This window comes from Pseudonocardia sp. Ae717_Ps2 (genome assembly GCF_001932475.1).
In the GTDB taxonomy this organism is placed as follows: Bacteria; Actinomycetota; Actinomycetes; order Mycobacteriales; family Pseudonocardiaceae; genus Pseudonocardia.
Genome location: NZ_MCIS01000001.1, coordinates 1,509,450 through 1,530,384 on the forward strand (window position 1 = coordinate 1,509,450; position 20,935 = coordinate 1,530,384).

24 protein-coding genes and 1 riboswitch are annotated in these 20,935 nt (G+C 75.1%); of the genes, 18 read left to right on the forward strand and 6 right to left on the reverse strand.

All coding sequences use genetic code 11. From position 1 onward, the window contains the following. Positions 1-182 precede the first annotated feature (182 nt). From Ae717Ps2_RS07300 to Ae717Ps2_RS07310, 4 genes are read left to right on the forward strand one after another with little or no spacing between them, the layout of a single operon-like run. Positions 183-668 carry a hypothetical protein gene (locus Ae717Ps2_RS07300; protein ID WP_075311386.1) on the forward strand — a complete coding sequence of 162 codons (486 nt, stop codon included), beginning with the start codon at positions 183-185 and terminating at the stop codon, positions 666-668. 4 nt (positions 669-672) lie between these two features. Continuing rightward, entirely contained in the window at positions 673-801 is a 129-nt protein-coding gene (locus Ae717Ps2_RS39840; RefSeq protein WP_255407899.1) for a hypothetical protein, read from the forward strand. Continuing rightward, entirely contained in the window at positions 801-2,060 is a 1,260-nt protein-coding gene (gene hemW / locus Ae717Ps2_RS07305; RefSeq protein WP_083695088.1) for a radical SAM family heme chaperone HemW, read from the forward strand. The genes Ae717Ps2_RS39840 and hemW overlap by 1 nt, the downstream gene beginning before the upstream one ends. After that, positions 2,057-2,842 carry a lipase gene (locus Ae717Ps2_RS07310; protein ID WP_233147479.1) on the forward strand — a complete coding sequence of 262 codons (786 nt, stop codon included), beginning with the start codon at positions 2,057-2,059 and terminating at the stop codon, positions 2,840-2,842. The genes hemW and Ae717Ps2_RS07310 overlap by 4 nt, the downstream gene beginning before the upstream one ends. Positions 2,843-2,908: 66 nt before the next feature. On the opposite strand, the gene Ae717Ps2_RS07315 is transcribed toward Ae717Ps2_RS07310, so the two are convergent. Genes Ae717Ps2_RS07315 through Ae717Ps2_RS07325 form a run of 3 tightly spaced genes read right to left on the reverse strand, consistent with a single transcriptional unit; the run spans position 2,909 to position 5,849 of the window. Beyond that, on the reverse strand, positions 2,909-3,766 hold the full coding sequence (locus tag Ae717Ps2_RS07315; RefSeq protein WP_020624317.1) for an ABC transporter permease: 858 nt from the start codon (positions 3,764-3,766) through the stop codon (positions 2,909-2,911). Next, entirely contained in the window at positions 3,763-4,713 is a 951-nt protein-coding gene (locus tag Ae717Ps2_RS07320; RefSeq protein ID WP_020624316.1) for an ABC transporter ATP-binding protein, read from the reverse strand. The genes Ae717Ps2_RS07315 and Ae717Ps2_RS07320 overlap by 4 nt, the downstream gene beginning before the upstream one ends. Beyond that, positions 4,710-5,849, reverse strand: coding sequence for a hypothetical protein (locus Ae717Ps2_RS07325; protein ID WP_139318974.1), 1,140 nt, complete (start codon positions 5,847-5,849; stop codon positions 4,710-4,712). Before Ae717Ps2_RS07325 ends, Ae717Ps2_RS07320 begins: the two co-directional genes overlap by 4 nt. 92 nt (positions 5,850-5,941) lie before the next feature. Between Ae717Ps2_RS07325 and hrcA the strand changes: the two genes are divergently transcribed. The 13 genes from hrcA (at position 5,942) to Ae717Ps2_RS07390 (ending at position 18,185) form a co-directional block, all read left to right on the forward strand. Beyond that, positions 5,942-6,961: a heat-inducible transcriptional repressor HrcA gene (hrcA, locus tag Ae717Ps2_RS07330; RefSeq protein WP_075311390.1), complete on the forward strand. Its 1,020-nt coding sequence runs from the start codon at positions 5,942-5,944 to the stop codon at positions 6,959-6,961. Between the two features lie 46 nt (positions 6,962-7,007). Beyond that, positions 7,008-8,174 carry a molecular chaperone DnaJ gene (gene dnaJ, locus Ae717Ps2_RS07335; protein WP_075311392.1) on the forward strand — a complete coding sequence of 389 codons (1,167 nt, stop codon included), beginning with the start codon at positions 7,008-7,010 and terminating at the stop codon, positions 8,172-8,174. 4 nt (positions 8,175-8,178) lie between these two features. Beyond that, positions 8,179-8,934, forward strand: a complete 756-nt coding sequence (locus Ae717Ps2_RS07340) for a 16S rRNA (uracil(1498)-N(3))-methyltransferase (RefSeq protein WP_075311399.1) — start codon at positions 8,179-8,181, stop codon at positions 8,932-8,934. 70 nt (positions 8,935-9,004) lie between these two features. Beyond that, positions 9,005-9,901, forward strand: coding sequence for a S9 family peptidase (locus Ae717Ps2_RS07345; protein WP_233147480.1), 897 nt, complete (start codon positions 9,005-9,007; stop codon positions 9,899-9,901). Between the two features lie 92 nt (positions 9,902-9,993). Continuing rightward, positions 9,994-11,097, forward strand: coding sequence for a PhoH family protein (locus tag Ae717Ps2_RS07350; RefSeq protein ID WP_043279128.1), 1,104 nt, complete (start codon positions 9,994-9,996; stop codon positions 11,095-11,097). A 104-nt stretch (positions 11,098-11,201) separates the two neighbouring features. Continuing rightward, entirely contained in the window at positions 11,202-11,747 is a 546-nt protein-coding gene (gene ybeY / locus Ae717Ps2_RS07355) for an rRNA maturation RNase YbeY (RefSeq protein WP_020624621.1), read from the forward strand. Between the two features lie 37 nt (positions 11,748-11,784). Further along, entirely contained in the window at positions 11,785-13,209 is a 1,425-nt protein-coding gene (locus tag Ae717Ps2_RS07360; RefSeq protein ID WP_075333157.1) for a hemolysin family protein, read from the forward strand. A gap of 134 nt (positions 13,210-13,343) precedes the next feature. Then, on the forward strand, positions 13,344-14,576 hold the full coding sequence (gene lhgO, locus Ae717Ps2_RS07365; protein WP_075311400.1) for an L-2-hydroxyglutarate oxidase: 1,233 nt from the start codon (positions 13,344-13,346) through the stop codon (positions 14,574-14,576). Beyond that, on the forward strand, positions 14,573-15,475 hold the full coding sequence (gene era, locus Ae717Ps2_RS07370; RefSeq protein ID WP_075311401.1) for a GTPase Era: 903 nt from the start codon (positions 14,573-14,575) through the stop codon (positions 15,473-15,475). Before lhgO ends, era begins: the two co-directional genes overlap by 4 nt. 20 nt (positions 15,476-15,495) lie before the next feature. After that, positions 15,496-16,332 carry a DNA repair protein RecO gene (gene recO, locus Ae717Ps2_RS07375; RefSeq protein WP_075311402.1) on the forward strand — a complete coding sequence of 279 codons (837 nt, stop codon included), beginning with the start codon at positions 15,496-15,498 and terminating at the stop codon, positions 16,330-16,332. Between the two features lie 223 nt (positions 16,333-16,555). Beyond that, positions 16,556-16,918, forward strand: a complete 363-nt coding sequence (locus Ae717Ps2_RS07380; RefSeq protein ID WP_020624616.1) for a hypothetical protein — start codon at positions 16,556-16,558, stop codon at positions 16,916-16,918. Between the two features lie 53 nt (positions 16,919-16,971). Next, positions 16,972-17,772, forward strand: coding sequence for an isoprenyl transferase (locus Ae717Ps2_RS07385; protein ID WP_060712708.1), 801 nt, complete (start codon positions 16,972-16,974; stop codon positions 17,770-17,772). After that, positions 17,769-18,185: a hypothetical protein gene (locus tag Ae717Ps2_RS07390; RefSeq protein WP_020624614.1), complete on the forward strand. Its 417-nt coding sequence runs from the start codon at positions 17,769-17,771 to the stop codon at positions 18,183-18,185. The genes Ae717Ps2_RS07385 and Ae717Ps2_RS07390 overlap by 4 nt, the downstream gene beginning before the upstream one ends. Before the next feature lie 38 nt (positions 18,186-18,223). Here the strand turns inward: Ae717Ps2_RS07390 and Ae717Ps2_RS07395 are convergent, their stop codons facing one another. From Ae717Ps2_RS07395 to Ae717Ps2_RS07400, 3 genes are all read right to left on the reverse strand, one after another. Then, positions 18,224-18,601, reverse strand: coding sequence for a DUF2795 domain-containing protein (locus tag Ae717Ps2_RS07395; protein ID WP_020624613.1), 378 nt, complete (start codon positions 18,599-18,601; stop codon positions 18,224-18,226). 71 nt (positions 18,602-18,672) lie between these two features. After that, on the reverse strand, positions 18,673-18,828 hold the full coding sequence (locus tag Ae717Ps2_RS38130) for a hypothetical protein (protein WP_198932146.1): 156 nt from the start codon (positions 18,826-18,828) through the stop codon (positions 18,673-18,675). Further along, positions 18,825-19,340, reverse strand: coding sequence for a hypothetical protein (locus Ae717Ps2_RS07400; protein WP_198932147.1), 516 nt, complete (start codon positions 19,338-19,340; stop codon positions 18,825-18,827). The genes Ae717Ps2_RS38130 and Ae717Ps2_RS07400 overlap by 4 nt, the downstream gene beginning before the upstream one ends. Before the next feature lie 73 nt (positions 19,341-19,413). Next, positions 19,414-19,528: riboswitch (SAM riboswitch) on the forward strand. Between the two features lie 43 nt (positions 19,529-19,571). On the opposite strand from Ae717Ps2_RS07400, the gene Ae717Ps2_RS07405 reads away from it, so the two are divergent. Beyond that, complete coding sequence (locus Ae717Ps2_RS07405) at positions 19,572-20,930, forward strand: aminotransferase class V-fold PLP-dependent enzyme (protein ID WP_075333158.1); 1,359 nt, start codon at positions 19,572-19,574, stop codon at positions 20,928-20,930. Positions 20,931-20,935: the final 5 nt, after the last annotated feature.

Consider the following 20,935-nt stretch of genomic DNA (forward strand, 5'->3'; position numbering starts at 1 on the left):
GCGCCACGAGGCGGAGACGGAGTGCGGGCACGGATACAGGGTGCCACGGTGTCCGGACTCGCCACAAAGTGATGTTCGCATCCTGGGAGAGGTGGGTGGATAGGTCCGGACGTTCACCGCCGGGACGGCCGTTCCGGCCGGAAACGCCACGCTGCGGGTGCCGGTTCGGCCATTCTCCGCCCATGACGACGCCCGACGCCACCCCCTGGCAGCACGACCCGACCCCGTCGACGGACGTGGTGCGTCTTCGGCCGCAGCCGGTGCGCGGCGCGGTCGGGGTCGTGGTCTCGGCCGTGGCGATGCTCGCCGCGATCGCCTTCCTGCGGGCGGCGGCCACCGGCTGGTCGGTGATGGACGACGGCCGCCCCGGCAACACCGTCGTGACCCGGCTGATCGGCCTGGTGTTCGGCCTGATCGCGCTGGTGGTGGCGGTCGCCTTCTTCGGCACGGCCGCGCGGATCCGGCTCGCCCGCCGCGTCGTCGTCGGGCCGGACGCCGTCGAGCTGGTCGCCCCCGTCGAGCCGGACCGTCCGGTGCGGCTGCCCCGCGGCGTCGTCCGCCGGGTCACCGTGCACACCGCGATGCGGTCCACGCCCCGGCTGCTCCCGGTCCCGGCGTTCCTGCGCCTGGAGCTGTCGGTGCCGCCGGTCGGTGCCGCCGGTCGGTGACGCCGTGTACGAGCTGTTGGAGACCGATCCGGGGATCGTGGAGTACCCGCTCGACGGGTTCGACGTCCCGGCGGTGGCCCGCGCCCTCGGCGTCCCGGTCGAGGTCCGGGTGCCGACCCGTCCGACCCGGTAGTGGCACACTCGCCGGACGTGACCTCCGTGCCGCCGGCCTTCGGGCTCTACGTCCACGTGCCGTTCTGCGCGACCCGCTGCGGCTACTGCGACTTCAACACCTACACCGCCTCCGAGCTGGCCGGTGACGCCGCGTCCCCGGACGGCTGGCTCGCCGCCGCCCGCACCGAGATCGCGCTCGCCGCCCGGACGGTGGGGAACCGCACCGTGGAGACGGTGTTCGTCGGCGGCGGCACCCCGTCGCTGATCGGCGCCGACCGGCTCGTCGCGATGCTCGACTGCGTCCGCGAGCACCTCCCGCTCGCCGAGGACGCCGAGGTCACCACCGAGTCCAACCCCGAGTCGGTCTCCCCGGAGTTCTTCGACCGGCTGCGGGCCGGCGGGTTCACCCGCATCTCGCTGGGTATGCAGTCCGCCGCCCCGCACGTGCTCGCCGTGCTCGACCGCACGCACACCCCCGGGCGCGCCGTCGCCGCCGCCCGGGAGGCCCGTGCCGCCGGGTTCGCCCACGTCAACCTGGACCTGATCTACGCCACCCCCGGCGAGACCGACGACGACCTGCGCGCCTCCGCCGACGCCGTCCTCGACGCCGGTGTCGACCACGTCTCGGCCTACGCGCTCATCTTCGAGGACGGGACCGCGCTGGCCCGCCGGGTCCGCCGCGGCGAGCTGCCCGCCCCCGACGACGACGTCGCCGCCACCCGTTACGAGCTGCTCGACGCGCGGCTGCGCGACGCCGGACTCGCCTGGTACGAGGTCTCGAACTGGTCGCTGCCCGGGGCCGAGTGCCGGCACAACCTGGGCTACTGGCGCGACGGCGACTGGTGGGGGATCGGCCCCGGTGCCCACTCCCACCTGGCCGGGACGCGCTGGTGGAACGTCAAGCACCCGGCGCGCTGGGCCGGCGCGCTCGCCGCGGGGGAGACGCCCGAGGGCGGACGCGAGGAGCTCACCGCCGACGAGCGGCACACCGAGCGGGTCATGCTGCGGCTGCGCCTGGCCGAGGGCATGGCCCTGACCCTGCTGCACGACGGCGGTCGCGCGGCCGCCGCCCGCGCCGTCGCCGAGGGGCTGCTGGACCCGGTGGCGCACGCGGCGGGCCGCGCCGTGCTGACCGACCGCGGACGGCTGCTGGCCGACCGGGTCGTCACCGACCTGCTGATCGCCGACGAGGAACCCGCCGCGACCGGTCCCGCCACCGCGAGCGGTCCCGCCACCGCGGGGGTGCTCGGCACCGCAGGCCCGGCGGGGGTCCGGTGAGCCCGCGCCGCCGGGCGCTGCTGGTCGTCGTCGCGCTGCTGGTCGCGGTGGGGGTGGTGGCCGCGGTCGTCGTCGCCCTGCCCGGCGCGTCCCGCGGCGCGCGCGGGCCCGTCGCCCAGGACCGGCCGGGACCGGTCCTGCTCGTCCCCGGCTACGGCGGCGACCGCACCGGCCTGGAGGTCCTCGCCGGGGCCCTGCGCGCCCAGGGCCGCGACGCCCGCGTCCTGGCCCTCGACGGCGACGGCACCGGCGACCTCGACCGGCAGGTGGACGTGCTGGACCGCGCGGTCACCGTCGCCACCGATTCCGGGGCGCCGTCGGTCGACGTCGTCGGCTACTCCGCGGGCGGCGTCGTCGCCGGGCTGTGGGCGGTCCGCGACGACGGCCCGGCCCGGGCCCGGCGGATCGTGTCGATCGGCTCCCCGCTGGCCGGGACGACCGTCGCCGGGTCCGCCGCCGCGCTCGCCCCGGAGGCGTGCCCGCAGGCCTGCCGCCAGCTCGTCCCGGGCTCGGCGCTGCTGGGGGAGCTCGCCGGTGCCGGGACGGCGGTGCCGTGGCTGTCGGTGTGGACCGACCGCGACCGGGTCGTCACCCCGCCCACCTCGGCCCGCCTCGACGGCGCGGTCAACGTGGAGCTGCAGCAGCTGTGCCCGGGCTCGACCGTCGGCCACGGCGCCCTGCCCGCCGACGACGCCGTGATCGGTCTGGTCGTCCGTGCGCTGTCCACCGCACCGATCGAGGCGGCACCGGCCGACTGCGGCACCCTGCGCGCCGCGGGCTGAAGTGGGCGGGCCGAGCCGGGCGAGCTCAGGCGGGCGGAGCTGAGGCGGGCTGCTGCGGGCGGGCGCTCAGCTCGCGATGTCCTTGGTCGCCAGGTTCGCCCACGCCGCCCCGACGGCGACGGCCACCCAGCCGGCCTGCACCCACGCCCCGGTGCGGGCGGCGTCGTAGAGGACCGGGTCGCGGTAGAGGTCGATCCAGGCGAGCCAGTGTGCCGTCGGCAGGAAGTCGACGAACGCGGCCGAGGCGTCGAGGGCCTGCAGCGACGCGCTGGTCACCACGACCGCGAGCACCGCCAGCGCCGCCGCCAGCGGCGAGTCGGTCAGGGTGGAGAAGAAGATCCCCAGTGCGCCCAGGGTGAGCATGCACAGCGCCAGGTAGGCCACGGTCAGCCCGGTCCGGGTCGCCAGGTCCGCCGGCTCGATCACCGTCCCGGACAGCGACGCGACCGAGCCGGGCCCGGCGTCGACCGGGGGCAGGGTCAGGCCCCCGGTGGCGGTGGTGGTGCCGGTGCCGAACACCGCGATCCCCACGACGTACGACGTCAGCACCACCAGGGTCACCGCGGTGACCACGAAGAACGCCACCGACACCAGCTTCGCCACGAGCAGCCGCAGCCGTCCGACCGGCCGGATCAGCAGGTAGCGCAGCGTCCCCGCGGCAGCCTCCCCGGCGATGGTGTCCCCGGCGACCACCGCCACGGTGATCGGGAGCAGGATCGGCAGCACCAGCGCCAGCGCGAACGCCGGGAAGATCTGCCCGTTCGTCGCGACCGCGGACAGGAACGCCGGTCCCTGCCCCGGCGGCGGGAGGATCCCGGTGGCCGAGACGACCACCGCGACCAGCGCCGGCAGCGCGCACAGCAGCAGCCAGCACAGCCACACCCGGGTGCGGCGCAGCAGCAGCGCCAGCTCGACGAGGATCACCGCGCCACCTCCCGCCCGGCCGTCGCCACCCGGTCCGAGCCGTCACCGGTGCGTTCCAGCACCACCTGTTCCAGAGTGCGGCGCTCGGGCTCCAGCGACGCCACCGGCACCCCGGCCCGCACCAGGTGCGCGTTGAGGTCGGCGGGGTCGACGGCCCGCACCACGAGCCGGTCGCCGTCGGCGGACTCCAGCGCCCGGCCGAGCACCCGCGCCGCGGCCGCCGGGGCCGGGGTGCGGACCACGACCCGGCCGGTGGGTGCGCGGAGCTCGTCGAGGTCCTGGACGAGCACCAGGTGCCCGGCGTCCATCACCCCGACCCGGGTGCACAGCGTCTCCACCTCGGCGAGCAGGTGGCTGGACAGCACCACGGTCGTGCCCCGGTCGTTCAGTGCGGTCAGCAGTGCACGCATCTCCCCGATGCCGCGCGGGTCGAGGCCGTTGGTCGGCTCGTCGAGCAGCAGCAGCTCCGGGGTGCGCAGCAGCGCCGAGGCGATGCCCAGGCGCTGGCGCATCCCCAGCGAGTACGCCCGCACCGGGCGGCGGTCGACCCCGCCCAGGCCGACCTGGTCCAACGCGTCCTGCACCCGTCGTCGCCGGTCGGCGGGCCGGTGCAGCGGGCCGCCCACCGAGCCCGCCGCGTCGAGCAGGGTCAGGTTCGCCCGCCCCGACAGTCCCGGCCAGGCGGCGGGGGACTCGACCAGCGCCCCGACCCGGGGCAGCACCGTGGCCGCGGCACGCGGCATCGGCGAGCCCAGCACCTCGATCGACCCCGAGGTGGCGTGCACCAGTCCGAGCAGCATCCGCACCAGCGTCGTCTTGCCCGAGCCGTTCGGGCCCAGCAGCCCGAACCGCGACCCGGCGGGCACCGCCAGGTCGACGCCGTCGACGGCGGTGACCCGGCCGAACCGCTTGGTCAGGGCGTGCGTCGCCACCACCGGGTCGTTCACCGGCCCGCCCCCATCAGCTCGACGGCGGCCGACTCCAGCACACCGGGCCGCACCGTCCCGGCCAGCAGCACCCCGCGCCGTCGCCGACGGGCGACGACCAGGCTGAGCAGCGGCGTCGCCACCCGGGCGGCCGAGCCGCCGGGCAGGCCCGGCACGTCCACCCCGCCCGCGGCGGCCGAGCCGCGCACGATCCCGTCGACGACCTCCGGTCCGGCCGGGACCAGCACGAACCGGCCGACCCCCGTCCCGTAGACGCCGACCCCGGGCAGCAGATCGGCGGCCGGGACATCCCCGGACAGCGGCAGCTCCACCCGGTCCCGGCCGGCGAGCCGGTCCGGCGGCGGGACCGCACCGACCCCCTGCAGCGACCCGGTCAGGTCGTCCGGGCGGGTCCGCACCCGCTCCGCCGACGACGGCGGCGCCGGGACGAGGCCGGAGCCGGCCGGCGGGACGGTCTCCACCGCCTCGAACGCCGTCTCCAGGAGCGGGCCCGCGCCGTCCCGGGCGGCGATCTCGACAGCGACCGGGAGGGCGCCGTCGCCGACGGGGACCGACCACACGTCGATCCGGCCGGCCAGGCTGTCCGGGTCGGCGGGGGTCACTCGCAGCCCGGCCGCGGCGAGCCCGGCCACCCGGCGCGGCGGCAGCGCCATCACCGGGTCGTCCGGGGTGGCGCCGAGCAGCCGGCGGGCCAGGTCGGCCGGGGCGAGGTCCGAGGCCCGCGGGAACCGCACCGGGGCGAGTGGCTCGATCGTGGTGAGCCGGTTCGCGCCGTAGTCCCAGACCTGCTCGACCTGCCCGTCGCGGTAGGTGTCGACCTCGCCGACCGGGGTCAGCTCGTCGACCCGCCAGCGGCCGGCGTCGGCGACCTGGACGCGGATCCGGGTGGTGGTGGAGAGCAGCCGGGCCGCGGACCCGATCGGCGCGACGGTGGGCAGCCCGAGCCGGCCGGTCGCCGTCGCCAGCCCGGAGTGGGGGACGACACCCGCCAGGATCCGGGCCCGCAGCGCGACCGGGTCCGGCGTCCCGGCGACGCCGTCGACGGGGAGCCAGCGGTCGGTCGTACCGGCCGCGACCAGGGCGAGGGCGCCGGCGCCGACGATCAGGGAGCGCCGGCCGAAGCGGCGTGCGGACATCACCCCACCCACCGTGCCACGCCGTGTGCCGCGGCCGCGCGACCGCGGCGGAGCTTAGGATGGACGGGGCATACCGGGGGAGGTGCGATGAGATGAACGCCGACGAACGGCGCTTCGCCGTACTACGGGCCATCGTGGCCGACTACGTGTCGACGCAGGAGCCCGTGGGCTCCAAAGCCATCGTCGACCGACACAACCTCGGGGTGTCGAGCGCGACGGTCCGCAACGACATGGCCGTCCTCGAGGAGGACGGGCTGATCGCCCAGCCGCACACCAGCGCCGGCCGGATCCCGACCGACAAGGGCTACCGTCAGTTCGTCGACCGGATCTCGCAGGTCAAGCCGCTGTCGTCGGCGGAGAAGCGGGCCGTGCAGACGTTCCTGGACGGTGCGGTCGACCTGGACGACGTGCTGCGCCGCTCGGTGCGGCTGCTCGCGCAGCTGACCCGCCAGGTCGCCGTCGTGCAGTACCCGACGCTGACCCGCTCCACGGTCCGCCACCTGGAGGTCGTGCAGCTGACCCCGGCCCGGCTGATGCTGGTGCTGATCACCGACTCCGGGCGCGTCGACCAGCGCGTCGTGGACCTGGGGGACGTGCTCGCCGACGACGACGTCGCCCGGCTGCGCGAGATGCTCGGCAACGCCCTCAACGGTCGCAAGCTCGCCGAGGCCTCCGCGGCCGTCGCCGAGCTGCCCGACACCGCGCCGGAGGACCTGCGCACCCCGCTGCTGCACCTCGCGACGGTGCTCATCGAGACCCTCGTCGAGCACCCCGAGGAGCGGATGGTGCTGGGCGGCACGGCGAACCTGACCCGCAGCCACGCCGACTTCCCCGGCTCGCTGCGCCAGGTCCTGGAGGCGCTGGAGGAGCAGGTCGTGGTCATGCGGCTGCTCGCGGCGTCGCAGGAGTCCGGGTTGGTCACCGTCCGGATCGGCGAGGAGAACGAGGCCGAGGACCTGCGCACCGCGTCCGTGGTCACCGTGGGGTACGGCTCGGGGACCCCACTGGGCGGGATGGGCGTCGTCGGGCCCACCCGGATGGACTACCCGGGCACGATCTCGGCGGTGCATGCGGTCGCCCGGTACGTGGGTGAGATCCTGACCGGTCGGTAGGCCCTTTCATCGTCGTTGTAGGTACTTCTCAGAGGAAAAGAGCCAGGTGGCACGCGACTACTACGGGATCCTGGGCGTCGAGCGCGGCGCCGACGCCTCGGAGATCAAGCGGGCGTACCGCAAGCTCGCCCGTGAGCTGCACCCGGACGTCAACCCCGATCCCGGCGCCCAGGAGCGGTTCCGGGAGGTGAGCGCCGCCCACGAGGTGCTGACCGACCCGGAGAAGCGCCGGGTCGTCGACCTCGGTGGCGACCCCCTCGACGCCCGCGGCGGGGGTGGCGGCGGCGGTGACCCGTTCGCCGGGTTCGGCGGCTTCAGCGACATCATGGACGCGTTCTTCGGCGGCACCGCGGCCGGTGGACGCGGGCGCGGCCCGCGCAGCCGGGTCCAGCCCGGGGCCGACGCGCTGATCCGGATGGAGCTGACGCTGGAGGAGTGCGCCGCCGGTGTGCAGCGCGACCTCGCCGTCGACACCGCGGTCCTGTGCACCCAGTGCCAGGGCTCCGGCTGCGCCGACGGCACCCGTCCCACCGCCTGCGACACCTGCGGCGGCTCCGGGGAGATCCAGAGCGTGCAGCGCTCGTTCCTCGGGCAGGTCGTCACCGCGCGGCCCTGCCCGACCTGCCGCGGGTTCGGCGAGGTCATCCCCGACCCGTGCCGCCAGTGCGCGGGAGACGGCCGGGTCCGGTCGCGACGCACCGTCTCGGTCAAGATCCCGGCCGGTGTCGCCGAGGGCATGCGGGTGCGCCTGTCCGGGCAGGGTGAGGTCGGCTCCGGTGGCGGTCCCGCCGGTGACCTCTACGTCGAGGTGGAGGAGGCGCCGCACGAGCTGTTCACCCGCGACGGCGCCGACCTGCACTGCACGCTCCCGCTGCCGATGACCGCGGCCGCGCTCGGCACCACGCTGCCGCTGCCGCTGCTCGACGGCACGATCGCCGAGATCGACGTCGAGCCGGGCACCCAGCACGGCACGGTCCGCACGCTGCGCGGCAAGGGCATCCCCCGGCTGCGCTCCACCGGGCGCATCGACGGCCACGGCGACCTCCTCGTGCACGTGGAGGTGGTGGTGCCGACCCGGCTGGACAAGGAGCAGACCGACCTGCTGCGCAAGCTCGCCGAGCTGCGCGGCGAGGCACAGCCGGACCTGATCGGTGGCTCGCGCAACGGTCACGGCCTGTTCTCCAAGCTGCGCGACAGCTGGACCGGACGCTGACCCGGTGACGACGGCGCCGCTGTTCCTGGTCGACGACGTCGCGTCCCTCCCGCGCCCGGGCTCCGACACGGTGCTCGACGGCCCGGAGGGGCGGCACGCCGCGACCGTGCGACGGCTGCGCCCCGGCGAGGCGCTGGTGCTCTCCGACGGCCGGGGCGGGCTCGCCCGCGCCGAGGTCGTCGACGTCGCCGGGCGGGACGCGCTGACCGTGCGGCTGCACGAGGTGACCCGGGTGCCCGCACCCGCGGTCCGCGTCGTCGTCGCGCAGGCGCTGGTCAAGGGCGACCGCGGCGAGCTCGCCGTGGAGACCGCGACCGAGGCCGGTGCCGACGGGTTCGTCCCCTGGAAGGCGGCGCGCTGCGTCACCCGCTGGGACGACGGCCCGCGCGGGGCGAAGGCCCTCGAACGCTGGCGGTCCACCGTGCGGGAGGCGGCCAAGCAGGCCCGGCGGCCGTGGCAGCCCGGGGTCGCCGACCCGGTGACCACCGCGCAGCTCGCCGCCCGGGTCGGTGCCGCCGACACCGCGCTGGTGCTGCACGAGTCCGCGGGCGACGACCTCGCCTCGGTCGCGTTGCCCGCCGCGGGGGAGGTGCTGCTCGCCGTCGGACCGGAGGGCGGCGTCGACGACGCCGAGCTCGACCGCCTCGCCGACGCCGGCGCCGTCCCGGTCCGGATGGGACCGGAGGTGCTGCGGGCCTCCACCGCGGCCTGCGTCGCGCTCGGCGCGCTCGCCGTGCGCACCGGCCGCTGGGCCCGCTGACCCCGCCGGGGCCGTCTCTTTCCGGCGATTCCGTCGTCGTGGGCCGGGTTCGGATGCCATCATCCGCCGCGTGAGTGACCATGCTCCCCGGATCGGACGTCGCGCGCTGCTGGCCGGCCTCGCCGCCTCCCCGCTGCTCGGCGCCTGCGGCAACGACGCCCCCGCGGCCCCGCGCCGACCCCCGCGTGACGAAGCCGTACCGCGGACCGAGCGGATGGCCTACGGCGGCCAGCCCCAGCAGTTCGGCGAGCTGACCTTCCCGGCCACCCGGGACCTGCCCCGCGGCACCGTGCTCGTCGTGCACGGCGGGTTCTGGCGGGCCGGCACCGACCTCACGGTCATGCGGCCGGTGGTCGACGCGCTGGTCGCGGCGAACTTCGCGGTCTGGAACATCGAGTACCGCACGGTGAACGCCGGCGGCGGCTGGCCCTCCACCTTCGACGACGTCGCGATGGCCGCCGACCACCTCGCCACCCTGCGCTCCACCCGCCTGGACCTGCGCCGGCTCGTCGTACTCGGGCACTCGGCGGGCGGGCACCTCGCGGGCTGGCTCGCGATGCGCGCGAAGCTCACCCCCGGTGACCCGGGCGCCGCGCCCGCGGTGCGGCCGGCCGGGGTGGTCTCGCTGGCTGGGGTGCTCGACCTGGCCGGCGGGATGCTGCTCGGCGACGGCGCCGTCGCCGACCTCGTCGCGGCGACCCCGGCCGCCGACCCGGCCCGGTTCCGCGCGACCAGCCCGATGGAGGCCGTCCCGCTCGGGGTGCCGTCGGTGTGCGTGCACGGCACCGCCGACGAGGTCGTCCCGCTCTCCCAGAGCGAGGACTTCGTCGCCGCCGCGACGGCCGCCGGGGACCGCTCGGAGCTCGTGCGGGTCGAGGGCGCGAACCACCTGCAGCTCATCGACGTGCGCCATCCGGGCTGGGCGGCGGCGCTGGCGGCGGTGGAACGCCTGAGCGCGCCCGCCTGACCCGCTGCCGAATCCGCGGGTGCCGTCCGCGGTCCGACCGGTACGATCGGCGCAGTCCGGCGACCCGACGTACGAGGCAGGCGAACACACTCTTGACCGGCACCGAACCCGGCCCCACCCCTCGGACCGACGAGCGGTCCGACGCAGCACCGGGCGGGACCGTCCGGTCGAGGATGGCCGTGCCGGACACCGCCCTCCTCGCCCTGCTCGGCTCGCGCGACGAGAGCCTGCGCGCCGCCGAGGAGGAGCTGACCGCCGACGTCCACGTCCGCGGCAACGAGCTGACCCTGTCCGGGGACCCCGGCGACGTCGCCTTCGCCGAGCGGGTCTTCACCGAGCTGATCACCCTGGCCGAGCGCGGCCAGCTGGTCGGCGCGGACACCGTGCGCCGCACGGTGCAGATGCTCTCGGCGGAGAACACCGCCGACGAGCGGCTCGGCGAGTCCCCGGCCGAGGTGCTGAGCCTGGACATCCTGTCCCGGCGCGGGAAGACCATCCGGCCCAAGACGCTCAACCAGAAGCGCTACGTCGACGCCATCGACGCGTTCACCATCGTCTTCGGCATCGGCCCGGCCGGTACCGGCAAGACCTACCTGGCGATGGCCAAGGCCGTGCAGGCGTTGCAGGCCAAGCAGGTCAACCGGATCATCCTGACCCGGCCCGCGGTCGAGGCGGGGGAGCGGCTGGGTTACCTGCCCGGCACGCTGTTCGAGAAGATCGACCCGTACCTGCGCCCGCTCTACGACGCGCTGCACGACATGATCGACCCGGAGTCGATCCCGAAGCTGATGGCCGCCGGGACGATCGAGGTCGCGCCGCTGGCGTACATGCGTGGCAGGACGCTCAACGACGCGTTCATCATCCTCGACGAGGCGCAGAACACCACGCCCGAGCAGATGAAGATGTTCCTCACCCGGCTCGGCTTCGGCTCGCGGATCGTGGTCACCGGCGACATCACCCAGGTCGACCTGCCGGGCAACGCCCGGTCCGGGCTGGCGGTCGTGCAGGACATCCTCGACGGCGTCGACGACGTGCACTTCTCCCGGCTCGAGAGCGCCGACGTGGTCCGGCACCGCCTGGTGTCCGACATCGTCGACGCCTACGCCCGGTTCGACGCCGTCGAGCACCGCGCGGCCGCCGTCGGCAACGGCGCACCCCGCAACGGCCCCGCGCGGCGTCCCGACCGGCGGCGGTGACCGGGGACGGTGGCCAGGGGCGGGTGGCGCCCGGGACCGTCGGTGCGGCCGTCTAGGCTGCCCCGTACATCCGTATCGGCGAGCAGGGGCAGGGCAGCGGCGACGTGAGCATCGAGGTCGTCAACGAGTCCGGGGTCGCGGTCGACGAGGCGCAGATCGTGTCGGTCGCCCGGTACGCGCTGGACGCGATGAAGGTGAGCCCGTCCGCCGAGCTGGCGATCACCGCCGTCGGGCTGGACGCGATGGAGGAGCTGCACGTCCGCTGGATGGACGAGCCGGGCCCCACCGACGTCATGGCCTTCCCGATGGACGCGCTCGCCGAGGACACCCGGCGGCCCGACGCACCGGACCTGGGCCCCGCCCTGCTCGGTGACGTCGTGCTCTGCCCGGCCTTCGCCCGGGACCAGGCGCGCAAGGCCGGGCACACCCTGGCCGACGAGCTGCACCTGTTGACCGTGCACGGCATCCTGCACCTGCTCGGCTACGACCACCTCGAGCCCGAGGACGAGCGCGAGATGTTCGCGCTGCAGAACCGGCTGCTCGTCCGCTGGCGGGAGGACCGGGCCCGCGAGCGCGCCCGGGACGCCCAGAAGCGCAGCGACGACCGGCTGCTCGGTGCCGCCGGTTTCGAGGACGAGGTCGGCCGGTGACCGGACGACCCACGACCCCGTTCTCCGAGGAGCAGAAGTGACCCCCGTCTGGCTGATCGTCGCGACGGTCCTGCTCGTCCTGCTGGCCGGGGTGTTCGCGGCCGCGGACTCGGCCCTGATGTCGATCTCCCGTGCCCGGGTGGACGCCGTCGTGCGGTCCGGGCGGGCCGGTGCGCGGGCGCTGTCGGCCGTCGTCGCCGACCGGCCGCGGCACGTCAACCTGCTGATGCTGCTGCGCGTCGCCTGCGAGACGGTCGCGGTGATCCTGCTGGCGATCGCGCTGGCCCCGCTGTTCTCCGCGCCCTGGATCGGGCTGCTGCTCGCCGCGGTGCTCATGGTGCTGGCCAGCTACGTGCTGGTCGGGGTCGGGCCGCGCACCCTGGGCCGCCAGCACCCGTACCGGATCGGGCTGCTGCTCGCCGCCCCGATCCGTGCCCTGGGCACGGTGCTCTCGCCGCTGGCGAAGCTGCTCATCCTGCTGGGCAACGCGATCACCCCGGGCCCCGGTTTCCGCGACGGCCCGTTCTCCACCGAGGTCGAGCTGCGCGAGCTCGTCGACATGGCCAGCAACCGCGGCGTCGTCGACGAGGGCGAGCGCAAGATGATCCACTCGGTGTTCGAGCTGGGGGAGACCCCGGTCCGCGACATCATGGTGCCGCGGCCGGACCTGATCTGGACCGAGCGCGACACCCCGGTGGAGAAGGTGCTGCGGCTGGCGCTCAAGAGCGGCTACTCGCGCATCCCGGTGCTCGGCGAGGGCATCGACGACGTCATCGGCATCGCCTACCTCAAGGACCTGGTGCGGGCCCGCGAGGAGGCCCGGCGCGGCGAGCGCGAGGTCGCCCTGCTCGACATCCTGCGCCCCGCGGCCTTCGTGCCGGACTCCAAGCGCAGCGACGACCTCATGCGCGAGATGCAGCGCACCCGCAACCACATGGCCGTCGTCGTCGACGAGTACGGCGGCACCGCCGGGGTGGTGACGATCGAGGACATCCTGGAGGAGATCGTCGGCGAGATCACCGACGAGTACGACTCCGAGGAGGTGCCCGAGGTCGCCGAGGTCTCCGACGGCGCCTTCCGGGTCGCGGCCCGGCTGCCCGTCGAGGACATCGAGGAGCTGTTCGCCGGGCGGTTCCGCGGCACCCCGCGCGAGGACGAGCTGCACGAGGCACTGGAGAACGCCGACGTCGACACCGTCGGCGGGCTGCTCGCCCAGCGCCTCGGCAAGGTGCCGCTGCCCGGGGCCACCGCCGAGCTGGACGGCCTGCTGCGACTGCAGGGCGAGGGCGGCAAGGACGCCCGCGGCCGGGTCCGCATCACCTCGGTGCTGGTCAGCCCGCTGGAGCCGGCCGAGACCGAGGACACCGGCCACGACGGGCCGCGCCAGGGCGCCTCGGAGTCCGACGTGCCGGACCACGTCGCGGGCGACCCCACCGAGCACGCCGGCGCCGACCGGCACTGACCGGCACTGAACGGCCCTGACCTGGCCGTCCCCGGGCACGGGGAACGACCGACGGACGTGACCGTCCCGCCGCGGGCGGGACGCGAGGAGGACCTGATGGCTGCCCGCACGACCATCCCCGCGGAGCGTGCCCGGTGACCGGGCTGCCCGCGACACCGCGCTACGACCTCGTCGTCGTCGGGGGCGGGATCGTCGGCCTGGCCACCGCGTACGCCGCCACCCGCAACGGGCTGAGCGTCGCCGTCGTCGAGCGCGAGCAGCGCCTGGCGAACCACCAGACCGGCAACAACTCCAACGTCGTGCACTCCGGGCTCTACTACGCGCCCGGCGGCTACAAGGCCCGCTTGGCCGTCGCCGGCTGCGCCGAGACCATCGCGTTCTGCCGCGAGCACGACCTGCCGCACCAGGTGTGCGGCAAGCTCGTCGTCGCGACCGAGCCCGAGGAGCTGCCCCGGCTCGACGAGCTGGCCCGCCGCGGCGACGCCAACGGCGTGGAGAACCACCGCCTCGACGAGCACGGCATCCGCACCTACGAGCCCGACGTCCGTGGCCTCGCCGCGCTCTGGGTGCCCTCGACCGGCATCACCGACTACCGGCTGGTCGCGGAGAAGCTGGGCGAGCTGGTGGAGAAGAACGGCGGTGAGGTCCACCTCGGCCGCACCGTCACCGGGTTCGCCCGCCGCCCGTCCGACGTCGTCGTGCGCACCACCCGCGGTGACCTGCTCGGCACCCGCGCCGTGGTCTGCGGCGGACTGCGCTGCGACGAGCTCGCCCGCCTCGCCGGTGCCGACCCCGGTGTGCGGATCATCCCGTTCCGCGGCGAGTACTCCGGCTTCTCCGAGCGGGCCGCCTCGCTGGTCCGCGGCCTGATCTACCCGGTCCCGGACCCGGCGTTCCCGTTCCTCGGGGTGCACGCCACCCGCGGCATCGACGGCACCGTCCACGCCGGCCCGAACGCCGTGCTCGCGCTGGCCCGCGAGGGCTACGACTGGCGCACGGTCAAGCCGAAGGAGCTGCTGGGGACGCTGACCTACCCGGGCATGGTGAAGGTGGCGCGCACGCACTGGCGCTACGGCATCGGCGAGGTCCGCCGCTCGCTGTCGACGCGCGCGATGGTCCGCCAGATCCAGCGGATGCTGCCCGAGGTCACCGCCTCCGACCTGCACCCGGCAGGCGCCGGGGTGCGGGCCCAGGCCGTGAAGGCCGACGGCACGCTGGTCGACGACTTCCTGTTCCTCGACCAGGCCGGTCCGGACGGCGCGGGCCGCCCCGGCTCGATCCTGCACGTGCTGAACGCACCGTCCCCGGCGGCGACGGCGGCGCTGCCGATCGGCCGCGAGATCCTCGACCGGCTCGGTGCGGCATGACCGGCGCACAGCCCGAGGGCTTCCGGTCCGGGTTCGCCTGCTTCGTCGGCAGGCCCAACGCCGGCAAGTCGACCCTGACCAACGCGCTGGTCGGGGAGAAGATCGCGATCACCTCCTCGCGCCCGCAGACCACCCGGCACGCGATCCGCGGGATCGTGCACCGACCGGACGCCCAGATCGTCCTGGTCGACACCCCGGGCCTGCACCGACCCAGGACCCTGCTCGGGTCGCGGCTCAACGACCTGGTGCGCGAGACGTGGTCCGAGGTCGACGTCGTCGGGTTCTGCGTGCCCGCGAACGAGAAGGTCGGCAAGGGCGACCGGTTCATCGCCGAGGAGCTGAGCCGGATCGCCGCGCACACCCCGGTGGTCGCTGTCGTCACCAAGACCGACACCGCCCGCCCCGAGCAGGTCGCCGAGCGGCTCACCGAGGTGGCGGCGCTGATGGACTTCGCCGAGGTCGTGCCGACCTCGGCGAAGTCGGGCTTCCAGGTCTCGCTGCTGTCGGACCTGCTGGTCGGGCTGCTGCCGGAGGGCCCGCAGCTCTACCCGGACGGCGACCTCACCGACGAGCCGACCGACGTGCTCGTGGCCGAGCTCGTGCGGGAGGCGGCGCTGGAGGGCGTGCGCGACGAGCTGCCGCACTCGATCGCCGTCGTCGTCGAGGAGACGATCGAGAAGAAGGACCTGCTGGAGATCTACGCGATCATCTACGTCGAGCGGTCCAGCCAGAAGGGCATCGTGATCGGCAAGGGCGGTGCCCGGCTCAAGCAGGTCGGCAGCGACGCCCGTCGCCAGATCGAGAAGCTGCTGGGCACCCGGGTGCACCTGGACCTGCACGTGAAGATCGCCGAGGACTGGCAGCGGGACCCGAAGCAGCTGCGCAAGCTGGGGTTCTGAGGAGAACCTAGACTGGGTGGATGGCCCAGCTCTACCGCGACACCGGGATCGTGCTCCGGGTGCAGAAGCTGGGCGAGGCGGACCGGATCATCACGATGCTGACCCGTCAGCACGGCAAGATCCGGGTGGTCGCCAAGGGCGTGCGCCGCACCCGGTCGCGGTGGGGCGCCCGGCTGGAGCCGTTCAACCACGTCGACGTCCAGTGCTACACCGGGCGCACGCTCGACGTGGTCACCCAGGCCCAGACCGTCGACGCGTTCGCGCCGGCGATCGTCGCGGACTGGTCGGCCTACTCCTGCGGCTGCGCGATCCTGGAGACCGCGGACCGGCTGGTGTCCGAGGAGGGCGAGCCGAGCCTGCGGGTCTACCTGCTGCTGCTCGGTGCCACCCGGGCGCTGGCCGACGGCGCCCGCGAACCGGCCCTGGTGCTCGACGCGTTCCTGCTGCGGGCCATGAGCCATGCGGGGTGGGCGCCGTCGCTGTCGGACTGTGCGCGCTGTGCGACGCCCGGCCCGCACCGGTCGTTCACCGTCGCCGGGGGCGGCATGGTGTGCCCGCGCTGCCGCCCGCCGGGTTCGGTCACCCCGGCCCCCGAGACGGTGGCCCTGCTCATGGCGCTGCTGCACGGTGACTGGGACACCGCCGACGCCTCGGGCACCCCGACCCGGCGGGAGGCCAGCGGCCTGGTCGCGGCGCACCTGCAGTGGCACCTGGAGCGCCAGCTGCGCTCGCTGCCCCTGGTCGACCGCCGCGCCCGGGTCCGGCCCGCCGCCGTCGTCGCGCCGGGTGCGCCGGGGACCGCCCCGGAACCGCCGGACGGCGGTGCGCCGACACCTCCGGACGCGCTGTCCGACTAGTGCGATCGGCCCGGTGTCCCGATCGGGCTGCCGTGAGCGGCCCGTATGCTTCGTCGAGCGGTTGACGTTCCCGGTGCGCCGCCCGCCGCGGTGCCGCCGGTCGCGGCGCACGGCGCTTCCGCCGACTCCACCGGGTGAACGTCGCTCAGGACAGGCAACCGGTTGCGCGGTCTCGTTATCCTCCTGTGATCGAGGGGACCCCAGCCCCGTCGGAGAGGCAGTCGTGAACCGACCCCACACACCGCCGCCGGACGACGACCACACCGCTCGCACCCATCGTCTCCCGGCCGCGACGCAGCGGATCCCGGTGCCGCCCACCCAGCAGCTCCCGGCCCGCACCGAGGTCATGCCGGAGTCCCCGCAGGACGGGCCGACCCGTGCGATGCGTCAGGTCCGGGCCCGCACCGAGGACGGCGCCTGGCCGGCCATCCCGATGCTGCCGGTGATCCGGCCCGACGAGTCCGAACCGCTGTCGGAGGTCGACCGGGTCCACGGGCACCGCGGGATGCGCCGGCTGCGCGAGACCATCGAGCGGCTGGAGGACCCGGCCGTGCCGGCCTGGCCCCGGCCCGACCAGCGCGACTGAGCCCGACCACCGCGGCCGAGCCCGGCCATCGGCCCCGACGTAGGGTCGGTGACGTGCCGTTCCAGCCTCCCGCACCGCATCCGTCCGGTGCCCGGCCCCCGGCGATCCCGCCGGAGCTGGTGCCGGGCCACGTCGCCCTCGTCATGGACGGCAACGGCCGCTGGGCCAACGCCCGTGGTCTGCCCCGCACGGAGGGGCACAAGCGGGGCGAGGCGTCGCTGATGGACGTCGCCCGCGGCTGCATCGACCTCGGTGTGCGCTGGCTGTCGGCGTACGCGTTCTCCACCGAGAACTGGCGGCGCAGCCCCGACGAGGTCCGGTTCCTGATGGGCTTCAACCGCGACGTCATCCGCCGCCGCGTCGACGAGATGGACGCGATGGGGGTCCGGGTCCGCTGGGCGGGCCGCCGCCCGCGGCTGTGGCGCTCGGTGATCAAGGAGCTGGAGATCGCCGAGGAGCGCACCCGCGGCAACGACGTGCTGAATCTGACCATGTGCGTCAACTACGGCGGCCGCGCCGAGATCGTCGACTCGGTGCGCCAGATCGCCCGGCTCGCCGCCGAGGGCCGGATCAACCCCGACAAGATCGACGAGCGGATGCTGGCCCGCCACCTCGACGAGCCGGACATGCCCGACGTCGACCTGTTCGTGCGCTCCTCGGGGGAGCAGCGGACCTCGAACTTCCTGCTCTGGCAGAGCGCCTACGCCGAGATGGTCTTCCTGGACACGCTGTTCCCGGACTTCGACCGGCGCCACATATGGCAGGCGATCGAGATCTACGCACGCCGGGACCGGCGTTTCGGCGGGGCCGTGGACGCCGCGACGGGCGACGCCGCGACGGGGGTGACACCGTGACCACCGATGTGATCACGGGGATGCTCGCCACCGCGAAGGGTGCGCTGGAGCGGTTCCACGACGTCACCGCCGACGACGACGGCGCGCTGACCTTCGCCCACGGCGGCGTGCTGTGCGTGGTGCAGGGGACGGAGCTGGAGGAGGGGCTGCCCGTCCTCAACCTGACCTGCGTCGTGGCGTGGGACCTGCCGGACTCCGCCGACCCGGAGCACGACGTGCCGCGACGGGTCGGGCTCGGGGTGGGGGAGGGCCTGTTCGGCACGCCCCGGGTGGTGCGCGGCGAGCGCGGCTGGGACGTGACGCTGCGCTACGCCTTCCCCGCGGCCGGGCTGGGCGAGGGTCCGATGGGGACGCTGCTCATGCTCGTCGTGTCCTCCGCGTCGAGCATGCGGGCCGAGCTCGTCGGCGGCTGACCGGCCGGCCAGGGCGGTGCCCGCCCCGGCCGCGCGGGTCACTTCTTGCGGTTGGTGCCGAGCTCCTCGGCGATCGGGTTGACCGGGTCCACGTCCTTCGTGGACTCCGACAGCCCGGGACGGGTGTGCTCGGTGCGCCGCTGCGCGCGCAGCTGCTCGGTCTCCTCGGCCGACTCGTCCGCGGTGTCGCCCGAGGTCTGGCGCGCCGGGTCGTCGTCGGCCAGGTCCACGGCGGCCACCACGGCGGCGATCGAGGCGTAGTGCTCCTCGGCCGGCACCGCCCGCAGGGCCTCGACCGTCGCGGCGTCGGCCTCGTTGCGCTCGGCGGTCCACGCCAGGTCGTCCTTGCCGGCGGGGAACTCCAGGCCGTGCAGGGCGGTGCGGACGGCGTCGGACGTCGTCGTGCGAGTGGTCATGAGGTCACCTCTCGTCGGGATGTGTCCCGACCGGGTAGCCGCTGTGCGCCGGATGATGCATCCGGCGGGGATCAGTTCCCCGGGCCGTCCGCGGTGCCGTCCCGGGTCACCGCGTCCTCCGGGGCCGCCTCGCCGCTGCCGTCGAGGTGCACCAGCGGCAGCCCCGCCAGCTGGCCCGCGGTCATCCCGTGCGCGACGCCGAGGACGTCGTTCTGGGACTTCTTCATCCGGGCGTCCACCAGGCCGGACAGGCTGTAGGCGACCCGGCCGAGCAGCCGGACCGTCGTCTCGTCGACGAGCGGGCGCGGGGTGGAGACGACGGGACGCCCCGGGGCGTCCCGTCGTTGGACTGGGCCACGCCGATCGAGTACGACTCGCGCGGGTTCACGTGCCGGGAGGCGTAGTGGTCGCGGAGCTTGAACACCATGTCGTGGAACCCGCTGACGTCCCCGTCGAGCTCCAGCGACGTCAGGTCGTCGGTGGTCAGCGTCTTCGTCCGGCCGGAGAAGCACCGCACGTAGCCGATCAGGGCGCCGGTCCACAGGGCCTCGACCAGCGCTGGGTCGGCGTCCACCCGCACCGGCCCGGACTCGGGTCCGCCCAGGGCGGTGACCAGGTGCTCGCAGCAGCGCAGCACGTACTGCAGGTCCTCGAAGACGGCGGCGAGCTGGGCCAGCTCGCCGGACTCCGGGACGTCGATCCGCCGGACCGTGGTGGGCGCGGGGTGCGTGTCCGTCATCGGTCAGACGCTATCCGGGGTGGCGATGCTCACGTGTCTCCATCTGAGACGGTCTGCTAGTTTCGTCGCCGAAGGTCACGAGTGCCAGCGCGAAGCCCCGGCTCGCTGGACGGCAACCCTCCTCCGCGGTGGGGTGCCCCGGGTGATGACCGGGCCGACGCGACACCCGCAGTCGGCAAGCGCGGATCCGTGCGCCACGCCGGGTCCCCGAGATCGGCCGGAGGCCCGATCATGACCCTCGCCCTGCCACGTCCCGTCCAGCACGCCCTGCCCCGCGTCGTCGGTGCGGACCTCACGGTCCCGCTCGTCGACGGCCGGTGGGCCCGCTACTGCGACCTCGACTCCGCCGCGTCCGCGCCGGCGCTGGAGCCGGTCGCCGCGCACGTCGCCGAGGTGCTGCCGTACCACGGCAGCGTGCACCGCGGCGCCGGCTGGACCTCGAAGGTCTGCACCGCGCTCGTGGAGAACGCCCGCGCCGACGTCGCCCGGTTCGTCCGGGCCCGCGCCGACGACGTCGTGGTGTTCACCCGCAACACCACCGATGCGCTCGGCCTGCTCGCCCGCGCCGTCCCCGGCCCGGTGGTGACGCTGGACCTGGAGCACCATGCGACGCTGCTGGCCTGGCGCGACCGCGAGCACCGCGTCGTGCCCGCCGCCGCCACCCTTGCCTCGACGCTCGATGCGTTGCGGGCCGAGCTCGCCGCCCGTCCCGACGCCGCGCTGGTCGCGGTCACCGGGGCGTCCAACGTGACCGGCGAGCTCCTCCCGGTCGCCGAGATCGCGCGGATCGCGCACGCCGCGGGTGCCCGGCTGTGCGTCGACGCCGCCCAGCTCGCCCCGCACCGGCGCGTCGACCTGGCCGGGTGGGACGCGGACTACGTCGCGCTGTCCGGGCACAAGCTCTGCGCGCCCTACGGCGCCGGGGTCCTCGTCGGCCGCCGGGACTGGCTCGACGCCGCCGAACCGCACGTCGCGGGCGGGGGAGCGGTCCGATCCGTGTCCGTCGCCGACGGCCCGGGCGGCGGCACGGTCACGGAGTGGCTGCCGTCGCCGCAGCGGCACGAGGGCGGCACCCCGAACGTCCTCGGTACCGCCGCACTCGGCGCGGCCTGCCGGACCCTGGACCCGCTGATCGACGACATCGTGCCTGCCCACGAGCGCGAGCTCGCCGACCGTCTGCACGCCGGCCTGGCGACGGTCCCCGGCCTGCGGGCCCTGTCCTGCTTCGACGACGCGGGCGACCGCACCGCGACCGTCTCGTTCACCCTGGGCGAGCTGCCCGCCGGGCTGGTCGCGGCGGCGCTGTCGGCCGAGTACGGCATCGGGGTCCGCGACGGCCGGTTCTGCGCCCACCCGCTGCTGGCGCGGCTCACCGGCGGCCGCGACGCCGTGCGCGCGTCGCTGGGCCTGCGCACCGGCTCCTCCGACGTCGACCGGCTGGTCGACGCGCTGACCGATCTGGCACGGCGCGGCCCGGCCTGGACCTACGCCCTCGTCGACGGCCGGTGGGCGCCGACCCCGGACCCGCGCCCGGCGGACCCGTTCGCCCGCGACCGGGAGCTGCCCGCCGTCCCCGGCTGCGGGGACTGAGCCCG